At 36.7% G+C, this 19,231-nt stretch carries 24 protein-coding genes; 11 read left to right on the forward strand and 13 right to left on the reverse strand.

Annotation, left to right across the window (positions count from 1 at the left end; translation table 11 throughout):
* Positions 1-14: 14 nt before the first annotated feature.
* From NG809_RS12680 to NG809_RS12690, 3 genes are read right to left on the reverse strand one after another with little or no spacing between them, the layout of a single operon-like run.
* Complete coding sequence (locus tag NG809_RS12680; RefSeq protein WP_262151173.1) at positions 15-821, reverse strand: TPM domain-containing protein; 807 nt, start codon at positions 819-821, stop codon at positions 15-17.
* Positions 802-1,230: a TPM domain-containing protein gene (locus tag NG809_RS12685; protein ID WP_262151175.1), complete on the reverse strand. Its 429-nt coding sequence runs from the start codon at positions 1,228-1,230 to the stop codon at positions 802-804. The genes NG809_RS12680 and NG809_RS12685 overlap by 20 nt, the downstream gene beginning before the upstream one ends.
* Positions 1,231-1,243: 13 nt before the next feature.
* Positions 1,244-1,852 carry a LemA family protein gene (locus NG809_RS12690; protein WP_262151177.1) on the reverse strand — a complete coding sequence of 203 codons (609 nt, stop codon included), beginning with the start codon at positions 1,850-1,852 and terminating at the stop codon, positions 1,244-1,246.
* A gap of 162 nt (positions 1,853-2,014) precedes the next feature.
* Here NG809_RS12690 and NG809_RS12695 point away from each other — a divergent pair, with 162 nt between their 5' ends.
* Positions 2,015-2,500, forward strand: coding sequence for a dihydrofolate reductase (locus NG809_RS12695; RefSeq protein ID WP_262151179.1), 486 nt, complete (start codon positions 2,015-2,017; stop codon positions 2,498-2,500).
* Positions 2,501-2,618: 118 nt separating this feature from the next.
* Positions 2,619-3,182 carry a DUF2892 domain-containing protein gene (locus tag NG809_RS12700; protein ID WP_262151181.1) on the forward strand — a complete coding sequence of 188 codons (564 nt, stop codon included), beginning with the start codon at positions 2,619-2,621 and terminating at the stop codon, positions 3,180-3,182.
* 59 nt (positions 3,183-3,241) lie between these two features.
* On the opposite strand, the gene NG809_RS12705 is transcribed toward NG809_RS12700, so the two are convergent.
* The 3 genes from NG809_RS12705 to NG809_RS12715 all read right to left on the reverse strand — a co-directional run bounded on the left by NG809_RS12705 (position 3,242) and on the right by NG809_RS12715 (position 5,529).
* Positions 3,242-3,874, reverse strand: a complete 633-nt coding sequence (locus NG809_RS12705; RefSeq protein ID WP_262151183.1) for a trimeric intracellular cation channel family protein — start codon at positions 3,872-3,874, stop codon at positions 3,242-3,244.
* Between the two features lie 79 nt (positions 3,875-3,953).
* Positions 3,954-4,418, reverse strand: a complete 465-nt coding sequence (gene coaD / locus NG809_RS12710; RefSeq protein ID WP_262151186.1) for a pantetheine-phosphate adenylyltransferase — start codon at positions 4,416-4,418, stop codon at positions 3,954-3,956.
* Positions 4,419-4,545: 127 nt separating this feature from the next.
* Entirely contained in the window at positions 4,546-5,529 is a 984-nt protein-coding gene (locus NG809_RS12715) for a D-alanine--D-alanine ligase (RefSeq protein WP_262151188.1), read from the reverse strand.
* Between the two features lie 156 nt (positions 5,530-5,685).
* Here NG809_RS12715 and NG809_RS12720 point away from each other — a divergent pair, with 156 nt between their 5' ends.
* From NG809_RS12720 to murI, 5 genes are all read left to right on the forward strand, one after another.
* The gene (locus NG809_RS12720; RefSeq protein WP_262151190.1) at positions 5,686-6,708 is read left to right on the forward strand and encodes a PASTA domain-containing protein; all 1,023 of its coding nucleotides are present in this window, start codon (positions 5,686-5,688) and stop codon (positions 6,706-6,708) included.
* 70 nt (positions 6,709-6,778) lie between these two features.
* Complete coding sequence (locus NG809_RS12725; protein ID WP_262151192.1) at positions 6,779-7,849, forward strand: RluA family pseudouridine synthase; 1,071 nt, start codon at positions 6,779-6,781, stop codon at positions 7,847-7,849.
* 51 nt (positions 7,850-7,900) lie between these two features.
* Positions 7,901-8,851: a PorP/SprF family type IX secretion system membrane protein gene (locus NG809_RS12730; protein ID WP_262151194.1), complete on the forward strand. Its 951-nt coding sequence runs from the start codon at positions 7,901-7,903 to the stop codon at positions 8,849-8,851.
* Between the two features lie 52 nt (positions 8,852-8,903).
* On the forward strand, positions 8,904-10,028 hold the full coding sequence (gene hemW, locus NG809_RS12735; RefSeq protein WP_262151195.1) for a radical SAM family heme chaperone HemW: 1,125 nt from the start codon (positions 8,904-8,906) through the stop codon (positions 10,026-10,028).
* A gap of 109 nt (positions 10,029-10,137) precedes the next feature.
* Entirely contained in the window at positions 10,138-10,968 is an 831-nt protein-coding gene (gene murI, locus NG809_RS12740; RefSeq protein WP_262151197.1) for a glutamate racemase, read from the forward strand.
* 38 nt (positions 10,969-11,006) lie between these two features.
* Here murI and NG809_RS12745 read toward each other — a convergent pair whose 3' ends face one another.
* From NG809_RS12745 to NG809_RS12770, 6 genes are all read right to left on the reverse strand, one after another.
* The gene (locus NG809_RS12745; RefSeq protein WP_262151200.1) at positions 11,007-11,606 is read right to left on the reverse strand and encodes a nitroreductase family protein; all 600 of its coding nucleotides are present in this window, start codon (positions 11,604-11,606) and stop codon (positions 11,007-11,009) included.
* Positions 11,607-11,690: 84 nt separating this feature from the next.
* Positions 11,691-12,278, reverse strand: coding sequence for a 16S rRNA (guanine(966)-N(2))-methyltransferase RsmD (gene rsmD, locus NG809_RS12750; RefSeq protein WP_262151202.1), 588 nt, complete (start codon positions 12,276-12,278; stop codon positions 11,691-11,693).
* 62 nt (positions 12,279-12,340) lie between these two features.
* A complete protein-coding gene (locus NG809_RS12755) occupies positions 12,341-12,694 on the reverse strand; it encodes a four helix bundle protein (protein ID WP_262151204.1) in 354 nt (117 codons plus the stop codon).
* Positions 12,695-12,749: 55 nt separating this feature from the next.
* A complete protein-coding gene (locus NG809_RS12760) occupies positions 12,750-13,466 on the reverse strand; it encodes a DUF3822 family protein (protein ID WP_262151205.1) in 717 nt (238 codons plus the stop codon).
* 18 nt (positions 13,467-13,484) lie between these two features.
* Complete coding sequence (locus NG809_RS12765) at positions 13,485-13,979, reverse strand: Smr/MutS family protein (protein WP_262151207.1); 495 nt, start codon at positions 13,977-13,979, stop codon at positions 13,485-13,487.
* A gap of 260 nt (positions 13,980-14,239) precedes the next feature.
* Positions 14,240-14,737, reverse strand: coding sequence for a metallophosphoesterase family protein (locus tag NG809_RS12770; protein WP_262151209.1), 498 nt, complete (start codon positions 14,735-14,737; stop codon positions 14,240-14,242).
* Positions 14,738-15,044: 307 nt separating this feature from the next.
* Between NG809_RS12770 and NG809_RS12775 the strand changes: the two genes are divergently transcribed.
* Together NG809_RS12775 and NG809_RS12780 are read left to right on the forward strand one after the other, a co-directional pair.
* Positions 15,045-16,589 carry a serine hydrolase gene (locus tag NG809_RS12775; protein ID WP_262151211.1) on the forward strand — a complete coding sequence of 515 codons (1,545 nt, stop codon included), beginning with the start codon at positions 15,045-15,047 and terminating at the stop codon, positions 16,587-16,589.
* A gap of 76 nt (positions 16,590-16,665) precedes the next feature.
* Complete coding sequence (locus NG809_RS12780; RefSeq protein WP_262151213.1) at positions 16,666-17,133, forward strand: hypothetical protein; 468 nt, start codon at positions 16,666-16,668, stop codon at positions 17,131-17,133.
* 488 nt (positions 17,134-17,621) lie between these two features.
* Here the strand turns inward: NG809_RS12780 and NG809_RS12785 are convergent, their stop codons facing one another.
* Positions 17,622-18,104 carry a SixA phosphatase family protein gene (locus tag NG809_RS12785; protein ID WP_262151215.1) on the reverse strand — a complete coding sequence of 161 codons (483 nt, stop codon included), beginning with the start codon at positions 18,102-18,104 and terminating at the stop codon, positions 17,622-17,624.
* A gap of 124 nt (positions 18,105-18,228) precedes the next feature.
* Between NG809_RS12785 and ruvX the strand changes: the two genes are divergently transcribed.
* Positions 18,229-18,645: a Holliday junction resolvase RuvX gene (gene ruvX, locus NG809_RS12790; protein ID WP_262152576.1), complete on the forward strand. Its 417-nt coding sequence runs from the start codon at positions 18,229-18,231 to the stop codon at positions 18,643-18,645.
* Positions 18,642-19,214: a peptide deformylase gene (gene def, locus NG809_RS12795; RefSeq protein WP_262151217.1), complete on the forward strand. Its 573-nt coding sequence runs from the start codon at positions 18,642-18,644 to the stop codon at positions 19,212-19,214. Before ruvX ends, def begins: the two co-directional genes overlap by 4 nt.
* The last annotated feature ends 17 nt before the right edge of the window (positions 19,215-19,231 follow it).

A 19,231-nucleotide genomic window follows, 5' to 3' on the forward strand; every position in this document is an offset into this window, starting at 1 on the left:
GAGTGAAATTTAAACTACCATCCACCCGAAGCACCACCGCCTCCAAAACTTCCGCCACCTCCAAAGCCACCAAAACCTCCGCCGCCACTTGATGAACCGCCACCACCGAAGCCACCGCCGCCAAAACTGCCTGGAAAAGGAAACGGGAAAAATCCTCCAGGATAATTTCTTCTGCCGCGTCGCGTAATGATCACATCGTCGTCATCGTCGTTTCCGCCACCACGGTTTTTAAAAATAATGATGAGGATAATGATAATGACGAAGGCAATCAAAAGTAGCTGACCAAGATCAAAATCGTTCTCTTTCTTTCTTTCAAAAGGTTTGAATTTTCCCTGAACGGCTTCCATGATCGCAGAAGTCCCACGGTTGATGCCCTCGTACCAGTTTCCTTCACGGAAATGCGGAGTCACGATGTAATCGATGATCTGTTTTGAAGTAGAAGCTGTAAGATATTGTTCAACTGCTCTCCCTTGTTGAATGGCCAGTTTTCGGTCTTCAGTTGCAATCAAAAAAACAACGCCGTTATCAATTCCTTTCTGTCCGATTCCCCATTTTTCGCCGATCATCGTAGCAACAAAATTAATGTCTTCACCTTTTGTGGAAGGGATAATAACAACTTCAATTTCTGTAGATGTAGAATCTGAAAATGCAATCAGCTTTTTGTTTAATTCATCAGTTTCCTGTGTGGAAAGAAGTTTGGCTTCGTCATAAACAGGATAAAGCAATTTCGGCTTTTCGGGAATAGTGTACTGTGCCGATACGAAAGCGTAAAAGCATAGAAAAAGGAATGAAAATACGGTTTTATGAAAATGTAATTTCATTGGAAAGTTCGTTGGTGTTTTCTCCCGTCACCGGAAAATGTTTTTTGAGTTCGAAACCTGTTTTTAAAATAGCATCCCGCAGCGATTCGAAAAATTTTTTCTGAGCAAAACCGGCAGTGATTTCATCATGCAAAGCATCCCAGTAAGACTGATGTACTCGTTCGTGAATCCCTCTGTCGCCAATGATAGTCAGATATTTTTGTTCAAAATTAACATGAAAAAGAACCGCATTCAATTCTGCGGTCTTATTCATGCAAAGTTCTTTGAAAACATCATAAGCTCTGTCAGCATTTTTGTTTTCTGTATTGGAGTCGATGTGCACCCTGATCTCGCCCGTAGAATGATCTTCCGCGGACTGTATCGCATCTACAAGCAATGCGATCTGTTGATCTGTAAGGAAATTGCTCACGTTTACTTTTTAATTATTCAGAAAATACATCCGGTGCTTTTTCTGCTCCTGCAGCTGCTTTGAAAGAAGGTTTTTCTTTAAAGTTGGTAAAGTTGGCAATGATATTTGAAGGAAATTGCTTGATTGAAGTGTTGTAATCTCTCACTGCCTCGTTGTAATACACAGTTTCTGATCTGATGCTGTTTTCAATCGCAATATATTCGCTCTGGAAATTTATGTACTGCTGATCTGCCTTTAAATTCGGATAAGATTCCACAACCGCCATCAATCTGCTCAATGCACCTGATAATTCTCCCTGTGCAGCCTGAAATTTAGCCAGATCCTGCTCGGTCATATTGGTTGGATCAATGTTGATAGACGTCGCTTTAGATCTTGCTTCGATTACTTTGGTTAAAGTTTCCTGCTCAAATTTAGAATAAGCTTTTACAGTTCTTTCAAGATTTGGGATCAGGTTGGCTCTTTTCTGATACACCGTTTCCACGTTCGACCATTTGTTATCTACAATCGCTTCTTTGGCAACGAAGTTATTGTAGCCGTTTTTCCCCCAGAAGAAGGCGATTGCAACAATTACCAAAAGGGCAATTCCGATAGTTCCTGCGCTAAGGCAGCCTTTATTTTTCATATGTGAATTTTTTTAATGTTTTTTAATTGTCATATGCAATCGCCAGACTTCAGAATATTTTAATATTATTTTGTAATGGCGATTTCATAGTTTAAATGTTTTTAAATTTTTGCGTTTTCCAAATATACAAATTATGTGCTATTTTTGTAAAAAATATTAAGAATGACAACAATTGTGGTGGCGATGGGCGAGAAGAACGAAATCGGGGCAGACAACAAACTCCTGTGGCATCTTCCTAAAGATTTAAAACACTTCAAAGATCTTACTTCCGGACATCCGATTATTATGGGCAGAAAAACCTACGAAAGTATTGGTAAACCGCTTCCAAACCGCACCAATATTGTTGTTTCGAGAAAGAAAAACTGGTTTCAGGAAGGTATTTTGATTGTAGGAAGCATTAAAGAAGCTTTAAAATTCGCAAAGAAAATAGACGAAAATGTATTCATCATCGGAGGTGGAAATATTTACGAACAAACAATGGAAGTTGCTGATAAACTGGAAGTAACCTTAGTAAAAGCTCAACTTGAAGCCGATACGTTTTTCCCAAAAATCGATCCTAAAATATGGAAACTTTCAGAAGAAATTTTTCACGAAAAAGATGAGAAGAATGAATATGATTTCAGCTTTCAAACTTATGAAAGAGTTTAATGTTTTGAGTTTAACGTTTGAGGTTTATACATAAGAATGTTGATGTGTCGAAACTTTAAACTTTAAACGTTGAACCTTAAACCTTAAATTATTACCTTTGCATTTCTAAAATTTAAACATGAACAAATACATAAAATTTGTTATCTCTGCACTGATCATCGCAGCTGCAGTTTATCTGATGATGAACAGAAACATTGGGTGGGGAATCGTTTTGGTGATTCTTGCGGCAGTACCGGTTTTCCTTTACTTTAAAAACGAATACATTCTTTTGGCTTTCTGGCAATTGAGAAAACAAAATATGGAGAAAGCAGGAGAGTGGCTTACAAAAATTACCAACTACACTTCTCAGCTGGATAAAAATCAATACGGATATTTTCATTATTTACAGGGTCTGACATTAGCTCAGGACAATCCAACGAAAATTGAACCTTATATGAAAAAAGCGTTGGATTACGGTTTGAATATGAAACATGACCGCGCAATGGCAACTTTGAATCTGGCTGCAGCAGCACTTTCTAAAGGACGAAAGCAGGAAGGACAGAAACTTTTGGAAGAAGCTAAAAGATTAGACACGGCAGGAATGATGACCGAGCACATCAAAACAATGAAAGCTCAGCTGAAAATGCCGACGATGCAAAAACACGTTCACAATCCTCACATGAGACAGAGAGGCAAGTTTTAAGAACTTAAATTTCAATATAATAGAAATGCACCTGAGAAATCAAGTGCATTTTTTGTTGTTTACATTTCAGAATTACTTTCATATCCATAAAATTTTGGGATTTGCCAATGGTATTTTACGGCTAAAGTTCTAACGGCAACGATCATTAAAATCGTAAAAATCTGAATAAAAGTATAGGAAAGTGTGGTGAAATGAGTCAGCAGCAAAAAAGTAGAGCCTCCAACGATACAGGCACTTGCATAGATTTCTTTCCTAAAAATTAATGGAATTCTGTTCAGTAATATATCACGGATAATTCCTCCAAAACAGCCGGTGATCGTTCCTAAACCGATACAAATCAAAGGATGAATGTCTAAATTTAAACCTTTCTGAACACCGATAATGGTAAACAATCCCAACCCAAAACTGTCAAATATAAAAAGGGTAACCTTAAAGTTTTTCTCGATTGATTTAAAAACCATAGAAAAAATACTCGTCGCCAGAATCAGTCCACACATCAAAAGATCGTGCATCCAGAAAACGGGAGTGTCCAGTAATAAATCTCTCACCGTTCCGCCTCCAACCGAAGTTACGAAGGCAATAATCAAAACCCCAAACGGATCAAGCCTTTTCTGCATCGCAGCAAAACTCCCCGACATCGAAAAAGAGATCGTCCCGAGAATTTCTATGATGAAATTGAATTGCTCGTGCATGTTTTATGATTGATGTTCGATAAATGATGATTGATAAAATATTTGTCTTGAACATCACTGATCAATCATCACTAATCATTTATTTTTCTACTCTGACTGCTTCCGGAACCAACAATTCATACTCCCCGCCGTGGTTAATGATTTCTCTCACGATGCTGCTGCTGATAAAGGATTTTCCTGATGAGGTTAAAAGGAAAACCGTTTCCAGTTTTTTGTGAGCTAAAGTTCGGTTGGTGTGGGCAATCGCTTTTTCAAATTCGAAATCAGCAGGATTTCTGAGTCCTCTGAGAATGAACTGAGCGTTTTTTTCGAAACAGTAATCTACGGTAAGGCCTTCAAAATGATCTACTTCCACGTTGGGAAATTCCGCAACGGAGTTTTGGATGAATTCCATTCTTTTTTCAAGCGGAAACATGTATTTTTTTGAAGAATTTTGTCCGATCGCAATAATCACCTTGTCGAAAAGTGCCGCTGCTCTTTCAATAATATCATAATGTCCTAAAGTAATCGGGTCAAAAGAGCCCGGAAAAACGGCAATTTTCATGCGTGAAAAGTTTTGGGTTTTAGGTTTTGAGTTTAAAGTTTTTATAATGTTAAACTCTCCCTACTGAACTATATTTTATTTAAATTAAAAAATGAATGTTAAAAGCAAAATGTAAACTTCCATCTTCCTACTTTTTCAAAGCCTTCTCCACTTCATTTCCGCACAGATCTTTGATGGAAATTCCATAGATTTTTGCCTGTTGTGGAAGAATACTCGCCGGAGAAAATCCAGGATTGGTATTCATTTCCAGCATATACGGAACTCCGTCCATTAAGATAAATTCACTTCTTGAAAAACCGCTCATTCCTAATGAATTGTAGGCTCTTTTTGAAATTTCTTCTACTCTGATTCTTGTTTCGTCGTCAATCCTTGCTGGTGTAATTTCTTCTGAAGCACCTTCATATTTGGCTTCATAATCGAAAAATTCGTTTTGAGGAACAATTTCGGTAATTCCTAAAACAATGGTTTCGCCTTTATAATCAATCACTCCCACAGAAACTTCCATTCCATCAAGGAAGCTTTCAATTAAAATTTCATCATCTTCTTTAAATGCAATTTCAGTCGCAGCAATCAATTCAGATTTTTCTTTCACTTTGGAAATTCCAAGAGAAGATCCGGATTGATTGGGTTTTACAAATACCGGAAGTTTTAGATTTTCAATAATTTCGTCTACATTAATTTCCTCTCCTTTTCTTAAATAAACACTTTTCGCAGACGGAATTCCATATTTGGAAAGTACGGCTAATGTATCTTTTTTATTAAAAGTTAATGCACTCTGATAAAAATCACAACCTGTATATTTTTGTCCGATGGCATCCCAGTAGGCCTGCAGAATTCCGTTTTCGCCAGGTGTTCCGTGGATGATATTGAAGCAAACGTCGAATTTCAAAGTTTGTTCATCAGATAATTTTACTGTGAAATCACCTTTGTTGATGTCATGTTTATTTTCGTTTTCATCCAAAAAGTACCATTCTTCCTTCAGGATGATAATTTTATATACATTATAAAGATCTCTGTCCAGAGAATCAAAGATCAGCTGGCCGCTTTTAAGAGAAACTTTGTACTCGTCTGAGTAACCTCCCATCACAACGGCTACATTTTTTTTGTTCATATCTAAATCTATGTGTCTAACAGGGCAAATTTAATGATTTTAAAGAATGATAGCAGCTCATTCGATAAATTTTAAACCGCAAACCAAATGTATTAAATAAATCCTATTCTAAAATTATTATTTATATTTGCCGTTACAAATAAAGAGTTTATCAGTATGCTGAAATCGCTTTTCAATTGGAGAGTTCTCCTGAATTTAATTCTTGCAGCCGGAGTTTTTGTAGGTTTAATATACCTCACATTCCGCTGGCTGGAGATTCATACCCATCACGGCGATGAAATACAGGTTCCGAATGTGGTAAACAAATCTGTACACGATGCCGTAAAGATTCTGGATGATTCCGGATTGGAATATGAAGTAGACAGCTTTAAATATGACCCAAAATACAGACCTTTTCAGGTATTGCAGATTTATCCTGCGCCGGGATCGCGTGTGAAAAACGGAAGATCGGTTACTTTAAAGGTTAATCCAAGAAACTGGGCTCCCGTTTCTGTGCCTGATGTTATCAATAAATATTCTGGATTAGGTTTCCAGCGTCTGGATCAGGTAGGTTTAAAAGTTGGTGATACCATTTACGAACCGAGCATTCAGAAAGATGCTATTTTAAGAATTTTATTTAAAGGAAACAGTATTAAACCTGGAACCAAAATTCCAAGATTCTCTATTATTGATGTGGTAATCGGCAGTGGACCGATGAGAAATATCGGAATTCCGAACGTGGTTGGTCTTACGGTAAAAGAAGCTAAAGCATTGATTGCAAGAAACCTTTTTGAAGTAGGAATTGTAGACTATGAAGATGGTGGAAGTGATGAAAATGATATCGTTTATTATCAGGATCCTGCATCCGGTGATGTACGGGATCAGGGAATGCAGATTGACCTCTGGGCAAGTAAAAAAACACCTGCCGAGCTGATGAATAAAATCAACGAGCTGAACTCCATGTACAGAATGAAGATCGATACCACGCTTCCTCCGGTACGATATGAAGAGGTTCCGAATTTTCAGGATGTACCACCAATAGAGACAACTCCGGCAACTCCGCCAAAAAGGGAGGTTCCGAGAAGTGATCCTCCGAAACAGAATACGACGCCGGCGAGATCTTCAGGAGATAAACCTAAAACGACGACAACTACAACCAAGCCTGCAGATAAGCCAAAAGCAAAACAGGTTATCAATTAGATTAAAAATTATACAAATAATCAGGCTTCAACGGTATTTTTGCGTTGGAGCCTTTTATATATTTAAAGAAATGACAGAAGACAACGAAGATTTTTTGGATGACGAACTGGAAAGTTCCGATGAGCAAAATCCTGAACTTGACGACGAAAATAAAGGGCTTTATGAGCACGTTAATATAACCGCTGATCCGAAGCAGGAACCTTTACGAATTGATAAATTTCTTTTAAACTATCGTCAGAATTCTTCAAGAAATAAAATTTCACAGACCTGCCGTGCAGGAAATGTTGTGGTGAACGGTGTTCCCGTAAAACAAAATTACCGTGTAAAGCCCGGAGATCAGATCTCGGTGCTTTTGGCTCATCCTCCAAGGCAAAATATAATTATTCCTCAGGATATTCCAATCAATATTGTTTATGAAGATGAGGATGTGATTGTTGTGGATAAAGATCCGGGAATGGTCGTGCATCCGGGTCATGGAAACTGGGATAAAACCCTGATCAATGCCCTCGCTTTCCATTTTGAAAAAAACGGAGCTAAATCTGACCTCGACAGGGTAGGTCTGGTTCACCGTATTGATAAAGATACTTCAGGACTTCTGGTGATTGCTAAAAATGAATATGCCCTCAGTTTTCTTGCCAAGCAGTTTTTCGACAGAAAAACCAAAAGACTGTACTGGGCTTTTGTATGGGGAAATGTAAAAGACGATGAAGGCACCATTAGCGGTCATATAGGAAGGCATCCGAAGAACAGAATGCAGATGCACACTTATGTAGACGGAAGTCAAGGGAAGCATGCGATTACGCATTACAAAGTTTTGGAAAGATTTAAATACATGACGTGGGTGGAATGTAAACTGGAAACCGGAAGAACGCATCAGATCAGAGCTCACTTCAAACATTTGGGTCATACACTCTTTAATGACGAAAGATATGAAGGTCATACGCCTCTCCGTGGAGTGAATCTTCCTAAGTATAAGCAGTTTATAAAAAATGTCTTCGAAATTTTACCCAGACATGCACTCCATGCCCACACCCTCGGGTTTATACATCCCACTACTAAAAAGGAATTGTATTTTGAGAGCCCAATGCCATCAGATATGGCGGATGCTGTAAAAAAATGGAGAAATTATTTAGAAAACTAAAAATATATTGAGAATTTTTTTATATTTGTTGAATTGAAATCAAGATTTGTTATGAGAAAACTATATGCTATCGTATGTTTAGCTCTTTTGTCGAATGCATACAAAGCACAAGAATCACTACCATACTATCAACAATATCTTTTGGATGGTGAGTTCCTGTTCAACCCTGCTCAATACGGTAAAACGGACTATGTACAGCTTAACCTTAACTATCAGCAACAATTTTCAAAGTTCAGCGAATCCCCAAATGTTCAGTCAGTAGGGATCAACGCGAATATCTTTGATAGAGTAGGAGCCGGTATCTCTGTATTCAGAGACAGCAACGGACCTATCTCAGCAGGTGGTATCACGGCCGGTGCGTCTTATTTTATCCCTTTAAGCAGTGAAGGAGAGAGAAAAGATCAGTTTTCATTCGGTACAAGTGTTAATTTTTATAACATGAATTTTGATTATACCAAAATTAATACTGAAGACGGATTTGACCCTTTGCTACAAGGTAACGAGAGCAATATCTTTATGGTTTATGCCAACTTCGGTATGGCTGCAACATACAGAGGTTTATTCGGGGGTGTTTCCGTAAACGATATCGCTTTGAGTAATGACGAATCTATCGTAAACAACTACGAGCCTTCTCCAATCAAATTCTTCTTAAACTTAGGATACGACTGGAATCTTGCAGATAACATCGCTTTAACGCCGTCAGTATTGGTAAATTTAAATACCAACTCTACAAGAATGATGGATTTGAACCTAATGGCAACATTCTCAAACGAAGTAAATGCATTCTCAGTAGGAGCCAGCTACAGAACTGTACAGAACAGATTTGACAACCAGACGCTTCAGATCGCACCGGTAGTAAAAGTAAGATTAAACAAACTGATGATCGGAGCTACTTACAACCTTGGACTTTCTGATATTCAGGAATACGGTGGAAACAGTTTTATGATCGGTCTTGGTTATAACTTTGATAACTTTATTAATCATAGAGGATTTAGATACTAATATGATTTAATTTAAATAAATTTGAGCTCTGAAATTTTTCAGAGCTTTTTTTATGATCTACATTCACATTCCTTTTTGCAAACAGAAGTGCAGTTACTGCAATTTTCATTTTTCAACTTCATTAAATTTTAAAGATGATATGCTTTCTGCGATGAAAAAGGAAATTTTTCTCCGCAAAGATGAACTTCAGAATAAAAATCTAAACTCACTTTACTTCGGTGGCGGCACACCTTCAATACTTTCGTCAGATGAAATCAAGGCTTTGATTGATGAGGTTTTGAAATATTATAGTTTTAATTCTGATATTGAAATTACTTTGGAAGCCAATCCGGATGATTTAGATAAAAATTTTTTGAAAGGAATTTCAGATTCGCCGATAAACCGACTGTCTATCGGTACACAAAGTTTTTTTGAGGAAGATTTAAAACTGATGAACCGTGCACATTCTGCTTCAGAAGCTGAAAGTTCAATCAAAAGAGCTCAGGATTTTGGTTTGGAAAACATCAGTATAGATTTAATTTACGGTTCTCCCACTTCAAATATGGAGATCTGGAAGGAAAATTTAAACAAAACTATAGCTCTTGAAGTTCTGCATATCTCTTCTTACGCTTTAACAGTTGAGCCCAAAACAGCTTTGGAAAACTGGATTGCCAATGGAAAAGTAAAATCACCAAAAGAAGCCGAGCAAAACCGCGAGTTTTTCTACATGAAAGATTTTCTGAAAGATCATGGTTTTGATCATTATGAAATTTCAAACTTCGGTAAACCCGATTTTCATTCAAAACACAATTCTGCCTACTGGAAATCCTGTGAATATCTTGGCATCGGCCCTTCAGCACATTCATACAACGGAAATGAGGTTAGAAGCTGGAATGTCGCCAACAATAAAAAATATACAGACGAAATAAACTCAGGAATTTTGCCTAAAGAAACTGAAATTCTTTCTCAAAAAGATCAGTTTAATGAAATGATTATGATTGGTTTAAGAACGACTTGGGGAGTAGACCTATCCGTTTTAAATGAAAAATTCAATGATGAAATTCTGGAACATTTTCAAAATGAATCTAAATTAAAATTAGAAGAAGGAATTTTACTTATTGAAAACAATCATCTCAAAATTCCTGAAAAGCATTGGTTTATGGCAGATGGAATTGCGTCAGATTTGTTTATCATTTAGGTCGGATGTCGGCTGTCAGATGATGGAAGATTGTGTTTGTGAAAAACTTCAAGCATCCAGCTTCCATCATCCAACAATTTCCTTATTTTTGCACTAAATTTAATCAGTTTTGAAAACTAAAAAACACGATTATTCTCATCTTTCCGCAAAGCAGCCCATCGGTATTTTTGACAGTGGTGTTGGCGGACTGACGGTTGCCAAAGAAATAAAAAGACTTCTTCCTAACGAAGATCTCATTTATTACGGCGATACAAAACACCTTCCGTACGGGGAAAAATCAAAGGAAGCCATTGTAGGCTACTGCGAAAAAATCACAAATTTTCTGCTTGAAAAAAACTGTAAAGCTATCGTCATTGCCTGCAATTCGGCAACGGCAAATGCGCTGAAAGAAGTTCTTGAGCTGGTTGCAGACCATGTGCCTGTAATTGATGTGATTAATCCCGTGGCAGAAAAGGTTTCTTATGAAATTCACAACAACGTTGGAGTGATTGCTACCAAAGCAACCGTAAATTCAGGACTGTACAGAAAAAGCATCAGAAAACACAACAAATGGATCAAGGTTGATGAGTTGGCGACACCGCTTTTGGTTCCGGCGATTGAAGAGGGTTTCAAAAACCATCCAATTACGCATTCTATCATTTACAATTATCTCAGTAATGCGAAGCTGAAAAATATCGAGACACTGATTTTAGGCTGTACACATTATCCGCTTTTGATTGACGAGATCAAACAATATTATGGAAACCGCGTCAGAGTAATAGATTCCCCAAATATTGTAGCAAGTCATCTGAAGATTATTTTAGACAAATATCATTTGCTGAACAACAACAATTCAAGACCTAATTATCACTTTTACCTTTCTGATCTCACCAAAAATTTCGAGAAAATATCTAAAAAATTCTTTGGTAAAACCATCGATCTTGAGCTAAAGGTTCTATAAAACTAAAAGCTGTTTCAAATTCTGAAACAGCTTTATTTTTATCTTTCTACAATGACTTTGTGGCTTTCGAGTCTGCGTTTTGGTGTGTGAATCGGTTGGTTGGTATCTGCTTCAGATTTTTCGCCAATAGCTACAGCAAAAAGACTTTGGTATTTTTCATTTTGCAGAATTTCATCATATTCAACAGATTTAATGCCTTCCATCGGCGTGCAGTCGATTCCCATTTCTGCGCAGGCTGAAAGAAGAATTCCCAATGAAATGTAAACCTGCTTTGCCATCCAGTTTTTGATATAATCCTCACCATTGGGCTCAACCATATTTTTATAATAATTAACAGCCATTTCCGGAAGGTTTTCATTGATTTGAGTCTCAAAATCTTCAACAGATTTTAAAACCTGAAAAACAATAACCAATTTGCTTTCAATTACCTTAGCGGTATTGTGAAAAGAAACTTCCGACAGCTGTTCTTTAACTTCCTTACTCGTCACAAAAACAAAATTCCATGGCTGACTGTTGATGGAGGACGGACTGAGTGTCAGGATTTCTTTCAATTCCTCAATTTGCTCAGCACTGATTTCTCCTTCAGCATTGTATTTTTTCACCGTGTACCGGTCTTTCATTTTTTGCAGAAAACTCATTTTTGAATTGGTTTTAAAATTTTGATCAATATAAATTTACATTTTAAGTCTGACTTTAGAAAATCGACCAAAAAAAATCAGGAATTAATTTTCCTGATTGCTTATTTCTTCATCAACTTCCGGAGTAGGCTCATAAAAACTGAAGCTTACATTTCCGTATTTTCTTGTAAATTTAAAATTCGGATGATCAAGCTTTAATCGGCTTTGATGTTCTACAATCAAAACGCCGTTAGGTTTCAGATATTTATTTTTTAAAACTAAAGATAGCAGTTCATGATACTTTTTTTCTTCAGTTTCAAAAGGTGCGTCGGCAAAAACAATTTCATAAGATTTGTTGTTTCTGAATTTCTTCAGCCAGTCGTAGACATCGCCTCGCTGTGTGCTGATTTGAAGACTCATATCCAGTTCCGCAGCAGTTGAGTTGATGAACGACGTGTGCTTTGGATTCATTTCCACGGAAGTTACATCCTGACAGCCTCTCGACGCAAATTCAAGACTGATGGAACCTATGCCTGCAAAAAGATCAAGAACGGAAATCGACTGCATGTCGTAAGTATTTTCCAAAATACTGAAGAGTGCCTCCTTGGCAAAATCTGTTGTAGGTCTTACATCAAAATGTCTGGGAGCGGCTATTTTTTTTGCTTTCCATTTACCGGAAATTATTCTGTACATTTTTGTTGGGGTGTTTTAATGTTGGGTGTTGGGTGCTGGATGCTGGGTGTTCGATGGTGGTTTTATGTAAGTTTATTTCTGAAAGCGATGATGTGATTAATTAGTTTGTAAGAGAAATTATACATTTCACTAAACTGATTTTCATTGATGTAATTTCTGTTTTTAGCTTTGTAAAGACAGGTTACAACTTCAGCCACAGAACGAATTGAAAAGCCTAAAAATCTCCTGAATTCCAGAGTGCTTTGTAAAATACTGCCTTCAGAAATATTTAGTGCTACAGAATCGGATGCTCTTCGGATTTGAGATGTTAAATTGTATATTTCATCTTTCGGAAACGATAACGACATTTGAAAAATAGATTCTCCAAATGTCATTGCATCCTGCCAGATAATTAATTTTTCAAATTTAAAACTCATCAAAAAAATATACGCAAACATGTAAACATCCATCACCCATCATCCAACATCCAGCCTAATTTAATATGAAATTCTTACTCGGAAGATTATCAAAAACAATCTTCAGATTCTTCACAAACTTCTGAAGTTCCGAAATAAAAGTTTCATTTTCCGTCGTTTCTCCGTAAGCGAAAAATTTGGTTTCATTAATTCCAAAACCAATTTTGCTTAAAGTAAACATCACAAAATAAAGGAAATCAACTTCAGAATTCACATCCAGATTGTTGTAAAGAATCACTTTTTTATCATCAATCGCAAAAAACTCGCACTGATTATGGTATAAATTGATGTGAATCTCTTTATTATTTTTAAAACTGATCGCATTTAAAAACTTTTCTCCCGAAAAATTAAAGAAAACAGGAACCGACAGCGCCTTGATTTTCTGATAATATGCTTTAGGAAAAGTGTAGTAAAACTGAACCTTAAACTTGCGGTTTACCGAAAGCATCAATTCTTCACTATCCTTGTCCACAGGGGTATTGAAGGCAATCAGATCAAAACCGGATTCGTGGTCCGAAAATCCTTCCGGCATCAGCGTAAAACTGTTGAGAGCCGAAACAATATGCACTTCTTCAAATCTCTGTTTGAGCAAAACCTCGTCAAGGGTATTCAGAATAAAGTTTTCCGGCGATTCTTCGTCAGAGAAATAAGATTTTTCTTCCACAATGCTTTTATTTTTAGCAATCTGGTAGATCAGTCCATCTTTTGTGAAAAGTAAATGTAGTACGTTCATAAGTCAATTGCTGCAAATTTAGTGAAAATCTACCATTACCGCACCCGATTGATGATGAAGTATCTCTTTGTTGTAAAAATCAAGATGGGTTTGGCTTTCAAGCACATCCAAAACCATTCTCTGCAAAGTTCCGTCACCGATTCCGTGTACGATTTCAAGTCTTTTCAAATGGTTTTTCCGGCAGAAATTGATTGTCTGAATCAGCTTTTCTTTTTGAAGAAACAACCGCTCAAAACTGTCGTAATCGCTAGGATTTTTAACTAAATTTTCAAAATGAAGATCCAGAATCATCGGATTTTTATCGTGTTTTTTGGAAACTGTTTTTTTCGGTTCAGCCTTCTTTACGATTTTAATATTTTCATAGATTTCAGCATTTTTCGGAACCAGTTTTTCCTTTGGATATTGGTAAGTAAAACCATATTCATCCTTAAAAACCACCGTATTTCCATTGACCGAAGTGACAACTCCGCCCAAATCTTCATCCAAAACTGAAACTTTTTCTCCTATTTTCATTTTATTGCGAGTGAAACGAAGCCATCCGTTTCTTTATTTTTTAATTTTTTTCAGGAGCCAGGAACCTGCTTTCCGCTCATACTCCTCACGCCACCGCTTTTGCCATCGCCGGTTGCGGGGTAACCGCTGCAATCAGGGCTAGTTACGACAATTTCCCCAAAACCTAATGGGTTTCTAAAACCCGTTAGGTTTACTCCCCGAACCTCGAATCCGAAAACTCGAACCCCGAACCCCGAATCTCAAATCTCAAACATCAAATCTCAAACCTTCGCTCCCAATTCTATCACTTCCAAATCCTTTATTTCTTCGCCGTCAATTACAAACCGCATCATCGTTCTCATTTTATGCCAACCCTGTTTTCCGCATGCTCCGGGATTCAGATGCAGAAGATTGTTTTTTTGATCAAACATTGCTTTCAGAATATGAGAATGCCCTGAAATAAATAGTTTCGGAGCTTTTTCAGAAATTTCTTTATTCGCCAATGGCGTGTATTTTCCAGGAAGACCGCCAATATGAATCATTAAAACTTCTACATTCTCACAAAAAAACCGATTCACTTCAGGGAATTCCGAACGGATTTTCGCTCCGTCAATATTTCCCCAAACGCCTTTCAGTGGTTTTATTTTTTCAAGCTTTTCAATGATTTCAAAACTCCCGAAATCTCCGCAATGCCAGATTTCATCAGCCTGCGATGCATATTCTAGAATTCTGTCATCAATGTAGGAATGAGAATCGGAGAGGAGAAGGATTTTGGTCATTGAGTTTTCATTTACCACAAAAGTCACAGAAGATTTTATTTTGCGAAAGCATTTTAAAGTTCAAAAAAGCCTGAGTTTTATTTTTTAGATAAAATTATATTAAGCAAAGCTTCAAAAATACTGTTCAATAATCGGTCTGGATTTTTGCAGATATTAAATCAGCCACAAATTTACTCAATAATCCCGAAATGTTTAAATTTGGTGAAATTTAAAATTTATGAATTCGGCATATTTGATTATTTCTGTGATAAGCAAAAATTAGATTGTGGCGATTCCATATGACCTTAAAAAAAATAAATATTTACATATGAAAAAGAAACTTTCTTTTTTCCTTTTTCTTTTGACGGTAGGCATTGCCAATGCACAGGTTGAAGAAAAAAAACTCGATGAGCTGATTCAGAATACTTTAAAAACATTCGACGTTCCGGGAATGTCTGTCGGAGTGATCAAAGATGGAAAAATAATTTACTCCAAAGGCTTTGGTGTCCGTTCGCTGACCTCAAAACAGCCGATGGATGACAATACTTTGGTGGGAATTGCTTCCAACTCAAAAGGTTTTACCTGTACGGCACTCGCAATTTTGGCAGATGAAGGAAAATTGGATTGGGACGATAAAGTTTCAAAATATATTCCTGAATTTCAGATGTATGATCCTTATGTTTCTCAAAATGTAACCATCAAAGATCTGGTCACTCACAGAGCCGGTTTGGGTCTCGGACAGGGAGATTTGATGTTCTTTCCCGAAGGCGGAAACCTAAGTGTGAAAGATATTGTACACAACGTAAGATATTTAAAACCTGAAAATCCTTTCAGAACGACTTTAGATTATAACAATGTGATGTTCATTGTTGCCGGAGAAGTAATTACAAGAATTTCAGGACTGAGCTGGGCAGAATTTATCGAGCAGAAAATCCTTAAACCTGTCGGCATGACTTCAAGTTTCGGAAGCTACAACAGAGCAAAAGCCGTTGCCAATAAAATCGATGCTCACGCTCCCGTTGACGGGAAGGCAATCGCTGTCCCTCACGACTGGAACGAAACTGCCAACGCAGCCGGCGGAATTATGAGTAACATCAAAGACATGACAACATGGGCAGAATGTCTGATGAATAATTTCACCACCAAAGACGGTAAAAAACTGGTTTCAGATAAAAACATCATGCAGCTTTGGAATCTTCAGATTTCAAGTGGTGCAGCTTTGAAAAATCCTTACGACACAGGTTTCTACGGCTATGGATTGGGATGGTTTTTAAGTGATGTGAAAGGTCACAAACAGGTACAGCATACAGGTGGATTGATCGGAACGGTGACTCAATTCACTTTAATTCCGGATATGAAACTGGGAATTGTGGTGTTGACGAATCAGCAGTCAGGAGCGGCTTTCAATACGGTTACAAATACTGTGAAAGATTCATATCTTGGTGTTGCCGACAGAAACTGGCTGAAAACTTATGGCGACAGAATGAAAAAGATGGAAGAGTTTTTTGATAAGCAGAAAAAAGAGGCGTTTGCAAAATCAGAAGCATTTAAAAAAGACAAAAACCTTCAGCCAAAAGCGGAACAGTTCACAGGAACTTACAATGATGTCTGGTTTGGAGATGTCAATATTATTAAAGAAGGTAATACTTACAGACTGAACTGCAAGAATTCACCAAGACTGAAGGGCGAGTTGCTTCCGTATTCCAACAATACTTTTATCGTCAAGTGGGACGACAGAAGCTATGATGCGGACGCATTTATTATTTTCAGTTACGATGAAAACGGAAAAGCAGAATCTGCAAAAATGAAGGCGATTTCAGATATCACAGATTTCAGTTTTGATTTTGATGATCTGGATTTGAAGATGAAGTAATGATTAAGAGGTAAGAGGAATTTATTTTTCTTGCTGATTTCCATAATAATAGATTTTTTTTAATTAAAATGAAGATATGGCCTCAGGATTTATTACTTTACCCGATGGAAATGACTGGTCAGCTCGCTGGTCCACATATGATTTTGTATTAGAAGCCATTATGAAGAAATTGGCATCTAATGGTGAGGAAGGATATTTGAAAAAATGGTTAGAATTTATTTTACCAAATGAAGAAAACGGAGATATTGAATGTGGTTACTGTTTTTATAAAAAAATTGGTAGTAATGATGATGATTTTGTGACAATTTTAAGAATCATTGATACTAACTTGATGAAACAAGGCTATTACGAAATATTCTGGAATACAGTTGCAGAACTAAATCAGGAAATAGATCCTGGTGCTGGCGATATTGGTTTCTTAATAAATGAGCTTAATAATTGTTTTTTAATAAGTTTGTCAAGCGGTGAAAAATATATTTTTCCAGAAAAAGATGATGTTGAATATGGAATATTGAACATTGGAGAATTTAAAATTGGGTTATAGATTGTACTAATTTTTAAGTCATCTTAAATTACTAAGAAATCTGAAAAGAAGAAGTTATAAAAATCAAAACTATTTCAGACATCACAGATTTCAGTTTTGATTTTGATGATCTGGATTTGAAAAAGAAATAGAAATTTCTAAAAATATAGTTGGGAATTTTATAAACAGACGGGCTTAAGCTCGTCTGTTTTTTTGGAAATATCATTTTGCAGCAAACATTACAATTGCTGTCATCATATTCAAACCTAAACTTATCAGCAAAAAGAAATTGAAGGTCTTTTGTCTGATTAATTTATAAATTGAAAATCCCAATAAAAAAAGAGTAAGCAAAATTGTTGGAATAATGGTGAGCTCTCCGAAAAAAATTAAAATTTTGACAGGCGTGTCCCATTTGGAATAGTTAACGAAAAATAAAATCAGACTCATACAAAAAATACTCGCCATAAAAACCAGTACTTCAGTATTCTCTTTTGTTTTAAATTCAGACATTACATCCTGATTTTTCCCGGTTCGTAAAAGAAAAGCAGTTTTTTTCTGGCTCCTTCAAACTGCGACCAAGAATCACATTCAATCTGAAATCCGGCAACGCCACAGGTCGGGAAGTGATAAATATCCTCGGAAATAGAATTGGCAAAATTGGAAATCCCATTGTTGTGAGAAAAAAGAGCAACAGAATTCAGAGAATCATCTAAAGTATAGATGGCAGATTCAAAATTTCTTTCTTTGGGATTGTAGAGATTCTGATCAGTTCCTATTGTCAGCTGATAGGTTTGGTTGAATATTTCGCAGGTATTCAAAGCCCTCACAGCGGGACTTGAAAGAAGGTAATCAATGCCGATATTATTGTTTTTCATGTATCTTGACATCAACATCGCATCTTCCAGACCTTTGTGAGCAAGGGGTCTGTCAAAGTCTTCTGTTTCTTCCGGCCAGTCGCTTTTTGCGTGCCGTACTAAGATGAGTTGCTTCATAATGAGTGGTTTGGAAAATTAAATTTATAAAAAAATTGTTGAAAATATCAAAATTCATAAAAAAAACTGTGTTTAGAATAAAATCACTAAAATTTATTAAATTTGCAGTCTTATGAAATCTTCACTGAAACAAATCCTTGCAATAGACTACGGAAAGGCAAGATGTGGTATCGCAGCTACCGACGATATGCAAATTATCGCAAGTGCTTTAGATACGGTACCTACCGGTTCACTGACTGATTTTTTAAAAAAGTATTTCTCAGAAAATCAGGTGGAAGCCATCGTAGTGGGTTTGCCGACAGATTTGAAAGGCAATATGTCTGAAATTGAGACCAGTATTTTAGCTTTTATCGAAAAGTTTAGGGCAGAATTTCCTGAGGTGGAAGTTCATCGTTTAGATGAAAGATTTACTTCAAAAATGGCATCGTTTTTTATCTCCCAAAGCGGAAAGAATAAAAAACAGAGAGAGCAGAAAGGTCTTATAGACAAAGTAAGTGCAACGATTATATTGCAGAATTTTTTAGAACAAAGAACAAGATGATTTTACCAATAAGAGCATTCGGGGATCCGGTTTTAAGGAAAGTGGCAAAGGATATTGATAAAGATTATCCGGGGCTGCAGGAGTTGATTGATAATATGTTTGAAACCATGTACAGTGCCAACGGTATCGGTCTGGCGGCGCCTCAGATTGGTTTAGACATCAGGCTTTTCATGGTGGATGTAACGCCTTTGGCAGAGGATGAAGATTATGAAGACATTGCTGAGGAACTGAAAGACTTCAAAAAAGTATTTATTAATGCCAAAATTCTTGACGAATCAGGTGAAGAATGGAAATTCAATGAAGGCTGTCTTTCGATTCCGGACGTAAGGGAAGATGTGAAGAGAAAAAGTACGATTCTGATCGAATATTATGACGAAAATTTCGTTAAACATACAGAAACTTTTTCCGATATTAGAGCCCGCGTTATTCAGCATGAATATGATCATATTGAAGGGATTCTTTTCACAGATCATCTCAGTGCACTGAAGAAAAAACTGGTGAAGGGAAAACTGGTGAAAATTTCTCAGGGCGATGTGGGAATCAACTATAAAATGAGATTTCCAAAGTAGATTTTAGTATTAAAAAA

The sequence above is a fragment of the Chryseobacterium foetidum genome (assembly GCF_025457425.1).
GTDB lineage: Bacteria > Bacteroidota > Bacteroidia > Flavobacteriales > Weeksellaceae > Chryseobacterium > Chryseobacterium foetidum.